Source organism: Microseira wollei NIES-4236, from assembly GCF_020521235.1.
Lineage (GTDB): Bacteria > Cyanobacteriota > Cyanobacteriia > Cyanobacteriales > Aerosakkonemataceae > Microseira > Microseira wollei.
This window is the reverse complement of record NZ_BLAY01000050.1, coordinates 20190-33451: the sequence shown is the minus strand read 5'-3', so window position 1 is coordinate 33451 and position 13262 is coordinate 20190. Positions and strand designations below refer to the sequence as shown.

At 45.7% G+C, this 13262-nt stretch carries 12 protein-coding genes; 7 read left to right on the top strand and 5 right to left on the bottom strand.

Features of this window, described 5'->3' with window-relative positions; translation table 11 throughout:
- Positions 1-8: 8 nt before the first annotated feature.
- From MiSe_RS17815 to MiSe_RS53855, 3 genes are all read right to left on the bottom strand, one after another.
- Complete coding sequence (locus MiSe_RS17815; protein ID WP_226582834.1) at positions 9-365, bottom strand: hypothetical protein; 357 nt, start codon at positions 363-365, stop codon at positions 9-11.
- Between the two features lie 554 nt (positions 366-919).
- On the bottom strand, positions 920-1339 hold the full coding sequence (locus MiSe_RS53860) for an RNA-guided endonuclease InsQ/TnpB family protein (protein WP_307731450.1): 420 nt from the start codon (positions 1337-1339) through the stop codon (positions 920-922).
- 34 nt (positions 1340-1373) lie between these two features.
- Positions 1374-2075: an RNA-guided endonuclease InsQ/TnpB family protein gene (locus MiSe_RS53855; RefSeq protein ID WP_307731452.1), complete on the bottom strand. Its 702-nt coding sequence runs from the start codon at positions 2073-2075 to the stop codon at positions 1374-1376.
- A gap of 653 nt (positions 2076-2728) precedes the next feature.
- Here MiSe_RS53855 and glmU point away from each other — a divergent pair.
- Complete coding sequence (gene glmU / locus MiSe_RS17805; protein WP_226582832.1) at positions 2729-4084, top strand: bifunctional UDP-N-acetylglucosamine diphosphorylase/glucosamine-1-phosphate N-acetyltransferase GlmU; 1356 nt, start codon at positions 2729-2731, stop codon at positions 4082-4084.
- Positions 4085-4261: 177 nt separating this feature from the next.
- Here glmU and MiSe_RS17800 read toward each other — a convergent pair whose 3' ends face one another.
- The gene (locus MiSe_RS17800; protein ID WP_226582830.1) at positions 4262-6889 is read right to left on the bottom strand and encodes a serine/threonine-protein kinase; all 2628 of its coding nucleotides are present in this window, start codon (positions 6887-6889) and stop codon (positions 4262-4264) included.
- 1091 nt (positions 6890-7980) lie between these two features.
- Here MiSe_RS17800 and labA point away from each other — a divergent pair.
- The 6 genes from labA (at position 7981) to MiSe_RS17775 (ending at position 12047) form a co-directional block, all read left to right on the top strand.
- The gene (gene labA, locus MiSe_RS17795) at positions 7981-8499 is read left to right on the top strand and encodes a low amplitude/bright protein LabA (protein ID WP_226582827.1); all 519 of its coding nucleotides are present in this window, start codon (positions 7981-7983) and stop codon (positions 8497-8499) included.
- 98 nt (positions 8500-8597) lie between these two features.
- Positions 8598-8723: a hypothetical protein gene (locus tag MiSe_RS51025; protein ID WP_264196553.1), complete on the top strand. Its 126-nt coding sequence runs from the start codon at positions 8598-8600 to the stop codon at positions 8721-8723.
- Between the two features lie 135 nt (positions 8724-8858).
- Complete coding sequence (locus tag MiSe_RS17790) at positions 8859-10472, top strand: 2-isopropylmalate synthase (protein ID WP_226582823.1); 1614 nt, start codon at positions 8859-8861, stop codon at positions 10470-10472.
- A gap of 119 nt (positions 10473-10591) precedes the next feature.
- Entirely contained in the window at positions 10592-10897 is a 306-nt protein-coding gene (locus tag MiSe_RS17785; protein ID WP_226582821.1) for an antitoxin family protein, read from the top strand.
- A complete protein-coding gene (locus MiSe_RS17780) occupies positions 10891-11358 on the top strand; it encodes a type II toxin-antitoxin system VapC family toxin (RefSeq protein WP_226582818.1) in 468 nt (155 codons plus the stop codon). The genes MiSe_RS17785 and MiSe_RS17780 overlap by 7 nt, the downstream gene beginning before the upstream one ends.
- Before the next feature lie 71 nt (positions 11359-11429).
- Complete coding sequence (locus MiSe_RS17775) at positions 11430-12047, top strand: hypothetical protein (RefSeq protein WP_226582815.1); 618 nt, start codon at positions 11430-11432, stop codon at positions 12045-12047.
- 138 nt (positions 12048-12185) lie between these two features.
- On the opposite strand, the gene MiSe_RS17770 is transcribed toward MiSe_RS17775, so the two are convergent.
- A complete protein-coding gene (locus tag MiSe_RS17770; protein ID WP_226582814.1) occupies positions 12186-12923 on the bottom strand; it encodes a glycerophosphodiester phosphodiesterase in 738 nt (245 codons plus the stop codon).
- Between the last annotated feature and the right edge of the window lie 339 nt (positions 12924-13262).

Sequence of the window (13262 nt, the reverse complement as noted above, 5' to 3'; positions counted from 1 at the left end):
AAATCTCTTCATAACTCGAGCAAATAACTGGCTCTTGCAGAGATTTCGGCGTAGCTGTATCCATCGCTTCCATGGACTGGCTGGCAATACTCAAGGCGAACTGAAAACCGCTTTTTGTTGATGATAAATTCTAGTTTACCTTTTAATTTCTCAATGTGAAGTTTTCGATGCTTTTTGGATGCATCAACCGCGCCTTGAGCATCAGAAATAACACCATTGCCATAACGCTTTGAGATTCCGTAAGTTGTCTGTAAGTGAGTGTTACAACTGGATTTGTTTAAATTGTTTCCAGCCAGAATATGATTAGCTGTTTCACAGGAGCAAGAGTGAAATACCTGACTGTAAGCAGCAAGAAACATCTGCATATTTGTGAATCCTAAGCTACTCAGTTATGCTGCTATTGTCGGTAATCCTTTAACATACGTGAGAGTTGCCATCGGTTAACCTTTAAACGTGTTATATATTAATATAGCAATATTTACAGCGATTATGTATGCCAGGAAATAAAAAACACAAATTAGGCGCCAAACCTTGAGCAGACGAACCTTTTGACGGAAACCTGTTGGTTTTAATATTCGAGAAGGTGTAAGGGAAAAATTAAAAACCGTTTTTGAATGGAAAGAACGGCAAGCGAGAATTAGTTGACCAAATCATATCAGACATACCCAAAAATGAGTAGCTATGGGTAGAAGTGGAGAAGAATTAAGTTGCAGTTTCTGGCGCTTTGATTTTGGCTGAATATGTTCAACCTCAAGAGAAACGTAATCGGGACTTACGCAAGGGCGTTCCTATCACCAAAGTTTCTTGCTGCGCTCTCTAGTTCCAAGTCGAAGATTTTTCAGAGAAACTTTGGTGTTTGCGTAAGTCCTGGTAATTTGACATCTTCTGTCATCCTTATTGCTAATTGACACTCCCCCGCTTAAAAGACGGGGGATTCTTGGTTCACTGAGAAATCTTGCCCAGACTTGTTGCCAAATCCGAGTAGAGGATCGTCTCTCCCCAAGCTTGAATTCCCGAATGCCCTGCGGTACTCAATTGATAGCCAGTCTGTTTGGTGCGCTCTATCCAAAATATTGATTGCCGCATTATGATCGCGATCTAAAACGCATCCACATTGGCAAATATGGGTGCGTACTGACAGCGACTTTTTCACATTTTGACCGCAATTAGAGCAATTTTGGCTGGTATATTGTGGCGGTACTCCCACCACAATCCGACCGTAAACTTTGCCCAAATACTCCAACCACTCGGTAAACTGCGACCAAGCAGCGTCGCTGATAGACTTGGCTAGATGGCGGTTTTTCACCATATTGCGAACAAGCAGTTTCTCGAACGCCACAAAATCGTTAGATTTTATTACGCACAAAGCCGCTTTAAGGGCATTGCTCTTTACGCTGGCGGGAAACTTTTAAATGCTTGCGCCCTAACCGATTAATCGCGCGCTTCCGATTGCGAGACCCCTTTTCCTTTTTAGAAACCCGGCGCTGCAATCGCTTCAAGGCTTTCTCCGATTTACGCAGGTGACGGGGATTTTCTACCTTGTTACCTTGCGAATCGGTGTAGAAAGCTGACAATCCAACATCCAATTCGATGGTTCTACCAGTCGGTTGGATATCGATATTCCGTTCCGCGTCTATGACGAATTGAACGTAATATCCATCGCTGCGCCGAATAATTCTGACCCGCTTAATTTGGTCGATTTGATAGTAGTGCAGGTCGATTGTGCCAACGATTTTTAACCTACCAATATTGTTTTTGTCGATGAAATCGATGTATTTGCGTTCTTTTGAGAGCTTCCATCCCGTTTGCTTGTATTCTACGGAACGGTTTCTCTTTTGAAATTTTGGGTAACTTTTTTTACCCTGTTTCCCAGCTTTGCAGTTTGAGTAAAAACGTTGAATCGAGAATGATGCTCTCTCGGTAGCCGCTTGTCTGGCTTGAGAATTTAGAAGACTTGCCAATTCAAATTCTTTAGCCAAAACCGCACTTAATTTGCCCAGTTCAAACAACTTAACGCCACGATTATCCATCCAAAATCTTATTGCTTTATTGCGAATAAATTGGCATGTACGGATAGCTTCATCTATTTTTCGGTACTGCTCAATTTTTCCTTTGGCTTTGAATTCCTATGTAATCATGGCGTTATGTTTTATCGACCTGTTTCAATCTTACAACTGTTTATGGCTGGCGCGGCTCCCTCACAAAAGTTAATATTCTCGGTGCTGACTGCGAATAAATAAGCCCTTGTCGCATTTCATCCACCGGATGAATCACGGTGGATGAAATGCTCCCGATCTGCTTTAGGTAAGGTTTGCCTCGACAATGTTGAGGCAGCTTACTTGGAACTAGGCACGGACTTATAAACCTGAGTCGCTATTGGTTAACCTAGTTCGACAGTTGCTACAGACGGGCGTTCATCTGTAGGTGTCGCGGCTTCCCCAAGGTAGGCATGCCCATGTGCCTGGCTGAGTCGTTCCTAGATCTGCCGATCTCTGCCGAGATTTGCACAGGACTTACGCAAGGGCGTTGCCAGAAACCCGGTTTCAGAGTTGATTTCTCCTTGCCAAACCCACGATTTTTCGGATCGCCCTTTGTTTCTTTGCCTAAGTCCTGTTGCAGAGGTTTTGAGGAACGGCTACCGATAAAATTTTTCCCTTCCCACTCCCTCTCCTAGTAGAATCGCTTTTGAGTACTCCTCAGTTTTCCATTCTCATACCTGTTGTTGTCTATGGTAGCGGTAGCAATTCTAGCGGCGGGACGCGGAACTCGCATGAAATCCACTTTGCCCAAAGTGTTGCATTCTTTGGGAGGGCGAAGTCTCGTCGAACGAGTACTCGATAGCTGTCAAGGTCTGGCGCCCAAGCGGCGGTTTGCGATCGTTGGCTATCAGGGGGAGCAAGTAAAAGCTGCGTTGCAGTCGCACCCGGATGTGGAATTTGTCGAACAGCAGCAGCAGTTGGGAACCGGACATGCTATTCAGCAGTTATTGCCCTATCTAGAAGGCTTCGATGGGGATTTGCTGGTTTTAAACGGGGATATTCCCCTCCTGCGTCCGGAAACCCTTGAGCAACTGATTGAAGTTCACAAATCCAACCAAAACGCGGCTACGATCCTGACGGCGAATCTGCCCAATCCTGCCGGGTATGGGCGCGTATTTTGCCACGGGAACAATATGCTTAAACAAATTGTAGAAGACCGGGACTGCTCGGCAGCTCAAAAACAAAATCACCGCGTCAATGCTGGAGTCTACTGCTTCCGTTGGGCAGATCTGGAAAAAGTTTTACCTCAACTTCAGGCTAATAACGATCAGAAAGAATACTACCTAACCGATGCGGTAAATTATCTCTCGCCGGTGATGGTGATGGAGGTGGAGGACTACGAGGAAGTCCTGGGGATCAACGATCGCAAGCAACTGGCAACGGCTTACAATATCTTGCAAGCGCGGGTCAAAGATAAGTGGATGGCTGCGGGGGTGACGCTGATCGACCCAGACAGCATCACCATCGATGATACGGTACAGATCCAACCGGATACGATTATCGAACCTCAAACCCATTTGCGCGGGACTACAACGATCGCTTCGGGTTGTCGTATCGGCCCCGGTAGTTTAATTGAAAATAGCCACATCGGCGAGAATACGACGGTGCTGTATTCGGTGGCGATCAATAGCGTTGTTGCAGGTGGAACTAGCATCGGACCATATGCCCATTTACGCTGTCAAGTCCAGGTGGGACAATCTTGTCGCATCGGGAATTTTGTCGAACTGAAAAATACTACCTTGGGCGATCGCACTAACGTCGCCCACTTGTCTTATTTGGGAGACGCCACGTTGGGTTCTAAGGTAAATATCGGTGCGGGTACGATTACGGCAAACTACGACGGCGTCAAGAAGCATCCTACCTTGATTGGCGATCGCACGAAAACAGGTTCTAATAGCGTTTTGGTTGCGCCAGTAACCCTGGGAACCGATGTCACCGTTGCCGCCGGATCTGTTGTAACGGAAAATGTACCCGATGATTGCCTAGTTATTGCTCGCCCACGTCAGGTTGTTAAACCGGGTTGGCAGTTGAAAAATAGTCAGTAGTCAATAGTCAATAGTTATTAGTTATGAGTCACAGCGCTAATAGCTAATAACGCAAGTAGGGGCGGGTTTAACGAGAAAAGAAACCGGGTTTCGACCTAGATCTCTTTCCTTGCTCCACAATTTTTCACAGAAACCCAGTTTCTTTCCACAGAATGGTTGGTAAAACCCGCCCCAACACTACTCCTGTGCTCTTGAGCTCACCTGCTCCTCTGCTTCCTCCTGGGGCATACCAGTCCAAGGTTTGGTAGCCTCGTCTTCCTCTTGGGGCATACCAGTCCAAGGTTTGGTAGCCTCGTCTTCCTCCTGGGGCATACCAGTCCAAGGTTTGGTAGCCTCGTCTTCCTCCTGGGGCATACCAGTCCAAGGTTTGGTAGCCTCGTCTTCCTCCTCTTGCCTATCGGACCAAGGTTGGGTAAAGTCGTCGATGTTTTCCGGAGCGAAATTATCTATCATATCATCTGCCTGAGTCACGCTCTCGGGGGAAAAATTAGTTAATTTTAATAGCGCTTCCCTGGCTTCTGAGGCAATTTGATAGCGCTGGCGGAAGTCGTAGCGCACCATTTTGCTAATAACTTCTGCCAGTTCTTCGCTGACTTTTGCCTTGGATGTCCACAGTAATTCTCCCGTTTCTGGGTCTTGCACTAACTGATGGGGGGGTAGTCCAGTTAAAGCTTGAATGCCCATTATACCGACGGCGTAAATATCGCTATTGAATCGCGGACGCCCCGCGCATTGTTCGCTGGGGGCATAACCTTGGGTGCCAATTCCGACTGTAAAGCGGCTTTTTCCTTCGTTTTCTAGCAGTTGGGTGTTGATTTCTTTAACCGCACCAAAGTCGATTAGAACTAATTTACCGTCTTTTTCCCGCCTGATAATATTGCTGGGTTTAATATCTCGGTGGATGACGCCTTGTTTGTGGACAAATTCCAATATTTGCAAGATTTCTTGCAACATGTTGATGACTATAGATTCGGGGAGTTGTCTGCCGATGAGCAATTCTTCATCGAGTGGATGTCCGTCGATGCATTCTTGAACCAGATAAAATTGTTCGTTTTCTTCAAAATAAGCCAGCAACTGGGGGATTTGAGCGTGTTGACCGACTTTTTCCAGGACTTCGGCTTCGGTGGCGAATAATCGTCGGGCGAGTTTCATGTGCTTGGCGTCTTTAAAAGCGGGTTTGAGTTGCTTGACGACGCATCTCGGCTTTCCGGGGCGTTGGGTGTCGCAAGCAATATAGGTTTCGCCAAAACCTCCTTGACCCAAAACTCTGACAATTTCGTAGCGAAAGCCGATGATTTTGTTGTTAGTTGCGGGTGTTGAATTGATGGGTGCTGGAACTGAATTGAGCGGTGCAGATTGGGATTTAATTGTTACGGGTGCTTTGGACTGCACTGGTACCGGGTTTAAGTCATCCAGAGTATCGAGAATATCCCCTACTTCAGGCAAGGTGGCATTGCTTTCTACGAGTATGCGGAGATCGCGTTTTTTCAGTTGGCAGATGGCGACTCCCGTGGTGAGGTAGGAAACACCCGACAGGGCGATCGCAAACACCGGCACGGCAACGGGTACAATTAAGCCACCATAAACAAAGGCAATATAGCCGATCCCGCTCCAAGCGACCACAATCCCAACTGTCCAGCCAAACCGGGTTAAACAGCGTTTTCGGTTGCTTAACCACCAGCCTGCACCAACGCTAAACAGCAAGACAAATAAACCTTTGAGGGGGGTGTGGGGAAGGATTTGTTGCAGGGTTTTGCCTTGTAGTAAAGTTGCGATCGCATTGGCGTGAATTTCTACTCCCGCTAAGGGATCGGGATACAGCCAACTTTGGGAAAACGGTGCTTTGTGAAAATCCTTCAACTCGGTCGCCGTTGGTCCAATTAGCACGATTTTGTCTTTGAAATAGCTTCCCTGTTGCAGATAGCCATTCCAGTTAATTGGGTCGAGTACGTACCAGAAAGGTATTTGTTTAAACGTACCCGCTGGACCCCAATAGTGAATGCGATCCCCTTTTGGTTTGGCATAATTTAATCCCGATGCAGTTATGGCTGCTTCCCCAAACGAGGGCGTTGCTACCGACAAGTGTTTAAACTCATCAACTAATTCCTTTTTGTACGTTTGTTCTAGTAGCTTGCGGTATTCGCTGCCCAATCTGTGAATTCTGCCATCTGGCTCTAGGGGGAAATTAATCGAGCCAACAGAAAAGGGTTGGGTCAAAAATTGGGCAAGGGGTTGGGTTAGCTGGTTAACCGTCCCCTGGTTCGACTGGATATCTTCGTAAACTGCGCCTAAAGTCACTTTACCGGCATAGCGCTGCAAGGTTTGGCGCAACTGTTGGTCATCTGCCTCTCCGTACTTGCTGGGTCGATCGAATACTACATCTACCGCAACAGAACGGGCGCCAGCAGCCATGATTTTATCTATGACCTTGGCATAGGCGGCGCGTTTCCAAGGCCAAGTTTGTATCGGTTCCAAGTAGGCATACTGTTGGGGCGCACTCAGATAGATATCTGCTTGCTTTAAAGACTCGTTATCAATCGCCAAGATGACAATATTTTCTGGGGCTTCTACCGGGCCGCGCAGTTCAAAAAATAACATTTGCGCCTGGTATTCCATCAGCCGGACTAAATTTGTATTGGCTGCGGTAGCGATCGCTGCTCCTAAAGCGCAAGCTCCCGTCAGTATATGGCCTAAGCGCGCCAGACGGGAATATTGGCGCGTCCCCCCGGTGATGGGGTTTGCTGCCGCAGAACTCTTGGCAGAAGCATTGGAGCTGGTTAATGTTAGGGTACGTTCATCTGCCATATCAGGGGTTGCAATTGATTGCTGTAACAGTAATGATTGAGTCGCACTTCAGTTTAAAAAAATTATTGATAACATCTTCACCTATAAAGTGGAGGAGCCATAGCTGGTTCTGGCATCAGCGCTAAAAGCAAACAGCTACTCTCACCAGTATGCTATCTGCAATACCCTAGCGGCATCCATACCAACCCAGACTCCCAGGTAACTCGAACGCCTTTCCCTTAGGGGTTGGGGTTGCTTTTGCGGCGAAAACCAGCAAATATACTTGATGCGGTCATAGATAGTGAATCATGGCTAATGGCTAATGGCTAATGGCTAATGGCTAATGGCTAATGGCGAGCTTGTTAGCTCTGGGAGTCTTGTCGCGCGCCACCTTTCGTGTCAGGAAAGTGCCAGTGTGAATTATAGTATTCCCCAGCTTAAGCACCCACTTTCGCTCACGGCGGTCAAATGCTGACCTTGAGCGTGCTGGGAAAGAACGATCGCAAAGGTCAACGAACCAGCACAACCGGAAAAAAGTGCTTCGGCCTTTTTGGATAATGGTTTTTTATAGGTATGCCTACTTCGGATCTTGCAGCACCCGATGCACCAGAAGCTTTTTCAACCCTTACCCAGAAAGCGATCGCTATGATTATAGAACCAATTATCCAGCCAGCCGAGAAACCAGCAAGCCCGTGTTAAACCGCTTCGGCTTTCGCCTTCTGCACTCTATATGATATATTCCCTTGCTAGTTGTAATCGCAATATAACGCGCTGACCTCGTTGTACCCAGCCGGATTTGCTGAGTAAGTATCGTCAGGTTCCCAGGAGCCTGGGTTCCAAAAGTCACGAAATTATAAGTCTGCCAAGCACAGTGTCCTATGTTTTACCCGTTTAAGGTAGAGTTTTAGATAGACGAGTGGTCTTAATCCCACTCAATCAAGGGCTAGCAGCCTTTAAAACTCGATTAATCCCATAATTCTGTCCCTAGAGGGAGGTTAGCAAAAGGCTGAACGCACCGATAGATTGTTAATTATTAACTAAACTTTAAGCAGAATTGGTATAATCGAGTATTGCTTTAAATTCTCTTCTAGTAATTTTAGGTCTAAGTTTCTATGGGTTACTCAATGAACCGTCTTTCTATTTTTGTAGACGGGAACAATATGTTCTACGCTCAACAAAAAAATGGTTGGTTTTTTGACCCTCGACGTGTTTTGGAGTACTTTACAAGCGAACCGGGAACAAAGCTAATCAATGCCTTCTGGTACACCGGATTAAAAGACCCCCAGGATCAGCGAGGCTTCCGAGATGCTTTGATTAGTCTGGGTTACACGGTTCGCACCAAAATCCTCAAAGAGTATTATGATGATAGTTCGGGTCGCTACTCGCAAAAAGCTAATTTGGACATAGAAATAGTCGTGGATATGTTTAATACAGTCGATCAGTACGACCGAGTGGTTTTATTCAGCGGCGATGGCGATTTTGAAAGGGCAATTGAACTGTTAAGGTCGAAAAATACGCATATAACAGTTGTATCAACGGAAGGGATGATAGCAAGAGAATTACGTAATGCGACGGATCAGTACATAGATTTGAATGATATTAGACCACAAATAGAAAAAGTTGACTATTAGGTATTGGTAATTGGTAATTGGGACATGGCTGCGAAAGAGCTAAGGAGACGCGGCATTCCCGCAGTACGCAATCCCTGGGTTCGTTACGCCAAAAGCGGATGAACCAAGCACCGCGAACTGTTACCTGCTTTGGCTCGAAGATTGCATCAGGAAAAAAATCTCCCCCCTCGCTCTCCCTGTTCGGTCAAGCGCCAGAGGAGCAAGCAAGTCCCCGTTCGATCTAACTAGTGTAAAAACTTTGACGTTGAACGGGAAAATTGAGCATCCTTTAAGAAAATCGTCGCAAAAATGCTTGGGTTTGACGGCCCATTCTAAAATATAGAACAAGAGCAATTGTCCAAACATTCTCAGATTCAGCTATGAACGCTAAACCAGACCGCATCATCATTTTCGATACCACGCTTCGAGATGGGGAACAGTCGCCAGGAGCTACCCTAAACGTAGACGAAAAGCTGACAATTGCTCGTCAACTGGCTCGACTGGGTGTAGATGTCATCGAAGCTGGGTTCCCCTTCGCCAGTCCGGGAGATTTTGCCGCAGTACAGAAAATTGCTCAAGCCGTCGGAACCGAAACTGGGCCGATTATATGCGGTTTGGCACGCGCCACCCGGCAGGATATTCAGGCAGCAGCAGAAGCACTCAAACCCGCAGCAAAACCAAGAATACACACGTTTATTGCTACGTCGGATATCCATCTTACGTATAAGCTCAAAAAAACTCGCAAAGAAGTATTGGCGATCGCTCCAGAGATGGTCGCCTATGCCAAGTCTTTGGTGGAAGATGTGGAATTTTCTCCCGAAGACGCCGGACGCAGCGATCCGGAGTTTCTTTATCAAGTGTTGGAGCAAGCGATCGCAGCCGGTGCAACAACTGTTAACATCCCCGATACCGTCGGTTATACCACCCCTGCCGAATTTGGCGCGTTAATTCGCGGCATTAAAGAAAATGTCCCCAATATCGATAAAGCAATTATCTCCGTCCACGGTCATAATGACTTGGGTTTGGCAGTAGCGAATTTCCTCGAAGCAGTTAAAAATGGCGCGAGGCAATTAGAATGCACGATCAACGGCATTGGGGAACGCGCCGGAAATGCCGCATTAGAAGAATTAGTCATGGCGTTGCACGTGCGGCGACAATATTTTAATCCGTTCTTGGGACGCGCACCAGAATCAGAAGCACCGCTAACCAATATCGACACGCACCAAATTTACAAAACATCTCGATTGGTTTCTAATTTAACCGGGATGTTCGTACAGCCGAATAAAGCAATTGTAGGCGCAAATGCCTTTGCTCACGAATCTGGCATCCACCAAGATGGGGTGTTAAAAAATAAACTCACCTACGAAATTATGGATGCCCAGTTAATCGGTTTGACGGATAATCAAATCGTACTCGGCAAACATTCCGGTCGCAATGCGTTTCGCACCCGCTTAAAAGAGTTGGGATTTGAACTGTCGGATGCAGATTTAAATAAAGCCTTCGTCAAGTTCAAAGAAGTGGCGGATAAAAAGAAAGAAATTTCTGATTGGGACTTGGAAGCAATTGTTAACGATGAAATTCAACAAGCTCCCGATTTATTCCGCTTAGAATTAGTACAGGTTTCTTGCGGCAGCAATGCGCGTCCAACAGCGACTGTAATGCTTCGCACGCCAGAGGGTGAAGAATTAACCGATGCTGCAATTGGAACCGGACCAGTAGATGCGGTTTATAAGGCGATTAATCGTGTTGTCAACGTGCCAAATCAGTTAATTGAATTCTCCGTTCAGTCAGTAACTGATGGCATCGATGCAATTGGTGCCGTGACAATTCGCCTCAAACATAACGAGCGAATTTTCGCCGGTCATGCTGCGAATACGGATATTATCGTCGCTTCGGCGCAGGCTTATGTAAATGCGCTCAATCGTCTTTATGCAGCGTTGCAGCAAGAGCAAAACCAAACAGGGGAAAAACCTCCCGCTGGCACAACTGTTTAAGTGCTATCTCTTCCAGAGGCAGAGCCTCCCGGATCTAGTTCCCAGGCTCTTGCCTGGGAACGAGGTCGTCGAGGCTCTGCCTCGGATTTAAAATATAGCTATCCATTCAAATTAAAATTATGTCTGAAACTATTGTTGCGGTGTATGAAAATGGGGTTTTGCGTCCTTTAAATCCCGTGTCTCTAAGTGAAGGTCAAACGGTGCAACTAACAATAGTGCCGCAAGTTTCGCCAGGAGAACCAAAAAACGAGTTACAAGAGGTTTTGCAGTCGCTCATTGACCAAGGATTGCTGCGTCTTCCTTCTTCTAAACGGGGTCAAGTCGATAAAGCTGAACTATCGCGGCGTCAACAAGCTAGAAAACTGGTGAAAATTCCAGGAAAACCGCTCTCAGAAACGATTATAGAGGCACGCGGCGCGTGGTAAATGCCTACTTCTTGGATACTAGCGCTTTGGTGAAACGCTATATTGCTGAAACTGGGAGTAATTGGATTAGATCTATTACCGATGTTGCTACGGGTAACCAAATCGCGCTCGCTCAGATAACTTGGGTAGAAGTACTCAGCGCTTTAGCACGCCGTCAACGCGAGGGAAGTCTATCTGCGAGCGATCTCAACTTAGTGGTGCAACACTTTCGCGAAGACTTTGAAAACCAGTACGAACTCATCGAAATTGACCAAGCGTTGATTGAAACAGCAGGCGAATTGGTTATTCAATATCCCCTACGCGCCTATGATGCTGTTCAACTAGCGTCTGCGTTGCGCTTTCAATCTAACTTGGCTCAAATACCGCAGGAGCAATTAGTTTTTATCTCTGCCGATAATCGCTTGCTCGATATGGCTCAATCTGAAGGATTGCTGACGGATAATCCGAATAATTATGCTTGAGCGATCGCATATTACATACAGTTTTTTCAATAAAATTCCCCGTGTAAAATTTAGCTGATGGATATTGAGGAGTGTCCAACCCCATGAACCGACAGCGCCTTGTCAAAATTGGCATGACAGTTTTAACTTTTCTTGGGCTTGTTGCTCTTGTTGCTGTTGGCGGAATTGTTTGGACAATAAAATCTACTTTTGACAGCGCCACTCAAGAGATAACCGATATAAAGCGCTATCAGGAAATTCGGAGTCAATTTGACCCCGCTTGGGCATTAGTAAAACATTTTCCCTATGACATTCCAACTGATGCCACCAACGTCCATCTTTATTTCTTACCGGGTTTTCTCCAAGGAACCACTATTTTTCAACTAAAAATGAAATTACCTCCTAAGAAGATAACAAGTCTTCAGTCTCAATATCGACCTCTGGCTAAACGCAGATACAAGTGGGGTAGCAAAAACAACAGTCCTACAGAGTATATATGCCCCACTAACGATGGGAACTGGACTATACGCTATGACTATAACTGCTATACCTGCGGAAATAAAAATCAATCCTTTCTGCCTACTTATGAAATATTAGTCCTTGAAGATACTAGAGGCGGATCAGAGTGTAGGTGGAATCATGCCGAACACTATGGAGTAGCGATTGATAGCTCGGCATCAGAAATAGTTTATTGGGTTGAAGCATGGTAAACTACTCCTAGTAACTGGCAAATCTCACCCTACGACTGGAGGGGGAGATGAGCGATATGCCGACCGCACGCACTCGCGTTCCCAGCGGCATAACATGACAGAGGCGCTGGCGGTAGACCGCAGCGTGCGGCATCGGGGTTATGATGGAAAAAACTCCTGTTTTTCCACAAGCGAATTAGTCGCAATCCGCACCACACCCAGATTAACTAATTTCTGCAAATCTGACTGACTATCCACCGTCCAAACACCTACATCAATCCCTTGATTTCTGCTAGCTTCAATTAAAAAGGGATTTTTTAGTACAGTATTATATTGACTCATCATAACCGCTCTCCCATCCGCAGCAGCTTTGGGCAACTTTTCTGCATACACCGCTGCGTCAGCAACCAGATATCCTAAAATAATTTTGCTTGACCTTTCTCTAACTTGCTCTAGCAATTTATCTTTAAAACACAGAACTATACATCTTTCTTCCCATCCCGTTTCAACTAAAATTTGCACAAATTTTTCGGCATCCCTATCTGTCCAATTCTCCGATCCTTTCACTTCTGGATAGGCAAATTTATCTAAATTTTTAATTGCCTCCAACCCCTCTCTCAATGTCGGTATTCTTTCCAAAGCAAATTTTGGGTCAAACCAACTACCCGCATCTAGTTGTTTTAACTCTTTTAAGGTTTTTTCTCTGACGTTACCGATCCCGTTGCTCGTTCTTTCTAATGTCGCGTCGTGGATGATGACAAACTCGCCGTCAGAGCATAACTGGACATCGAATTCAATCGAGTTTGCACCTTTTTCTATCGCGGCATAAAAAGCTGCTAGGGTGTTTTCGGGTGCGATCCCTGAATATCCCCGATGAGCGATAATTTCTAAGGGCATAGGGCTTGACTTTTTTCCGTGTTTTGTTTATACTCATCTCATAATCCAAATATTCGCGCCTCACACAAATTTTCACATATTCCCATTTTAAAATATAATATCAGGTTTTTTTCAGGCAAGCAAGGGGCTTGACTTTTTTCCGTCTTTTGTTTATACTCATCTCATAATCGAAATATTCGCGCCTCACACAAATTTTCACATATTCCCATTTTAAAATATAATATCAGGTTTTTTTCAGGCAAGCAAGGGGCTTGACTTTTTTCCGTCTTTTGTTTACACTCATCTCATAATGGAGATGTTTGCGCTTCCAATAAAAATTAAAATATTCCCATTTTAAAA

What these genes read in the sequence shown, in the direction of transcription:
- MiSe_RS17815 (WP_226582834.1), bottom strand. Translation starts at nt 365, where the DNA reads ATGCAGATGTTTCTTGCTGCTTACAGTCAGGTATTTCACTCTTGCTCC.
- glmU (WP_226582832.1), top strand. Translation starts at nt 2,729, where the DNA reads ATGGTAGCGGTAGCAATTCTAGCGGCGGGACGCGGAACTCGCATGAAA.
- MiSe_RS17800 (WP_226582830.1), bottom strand. Translation starts at nt 6,889, where the DNA reads ATGGCAGATGAACGTACCCTAACATTAACCAGCTCCAATGCTTCTGCC.
- labA (WP_226582827.1), top strand. Translation starts at nt 7,981, where the DNA reads ATGGGTTACTCAATGAACCGTCTTTCTATTTTTGTAGACGGGAACAAT.
- MiSe_RS51025 (WP_264196553.1), top strand. Translation starts at nt 8,598, where the DNA reads ATGAACCAAGCACCGCGAACTGTTACCTGCTTTGGCTCGAAGATTGCA.
- MiSe_RS17790 (WP_226582823.1), top strand. Translation starts at nt 8,859, where the DNA reads ATGAACGCTAAACCAGACCGCATCATCATTTTCGATACCACGCTTCGA.
- MiSe_RS17785 (WP_226582821.1), top strand. Translation starts at nt 10,592, where the DNA reads ATGTCTGAAACTATTGTTGCGGTGTATGAAAATGGGGTTTTGCGTCCT.
- MiSe_RS17770 (WP_226582814.1), bottom strand. Translation starts at nt 12,923, where the DNA reads ATGCCCTTAGAAATTATCGCTCATCGGGGATATTCAGGGATCGCACCC.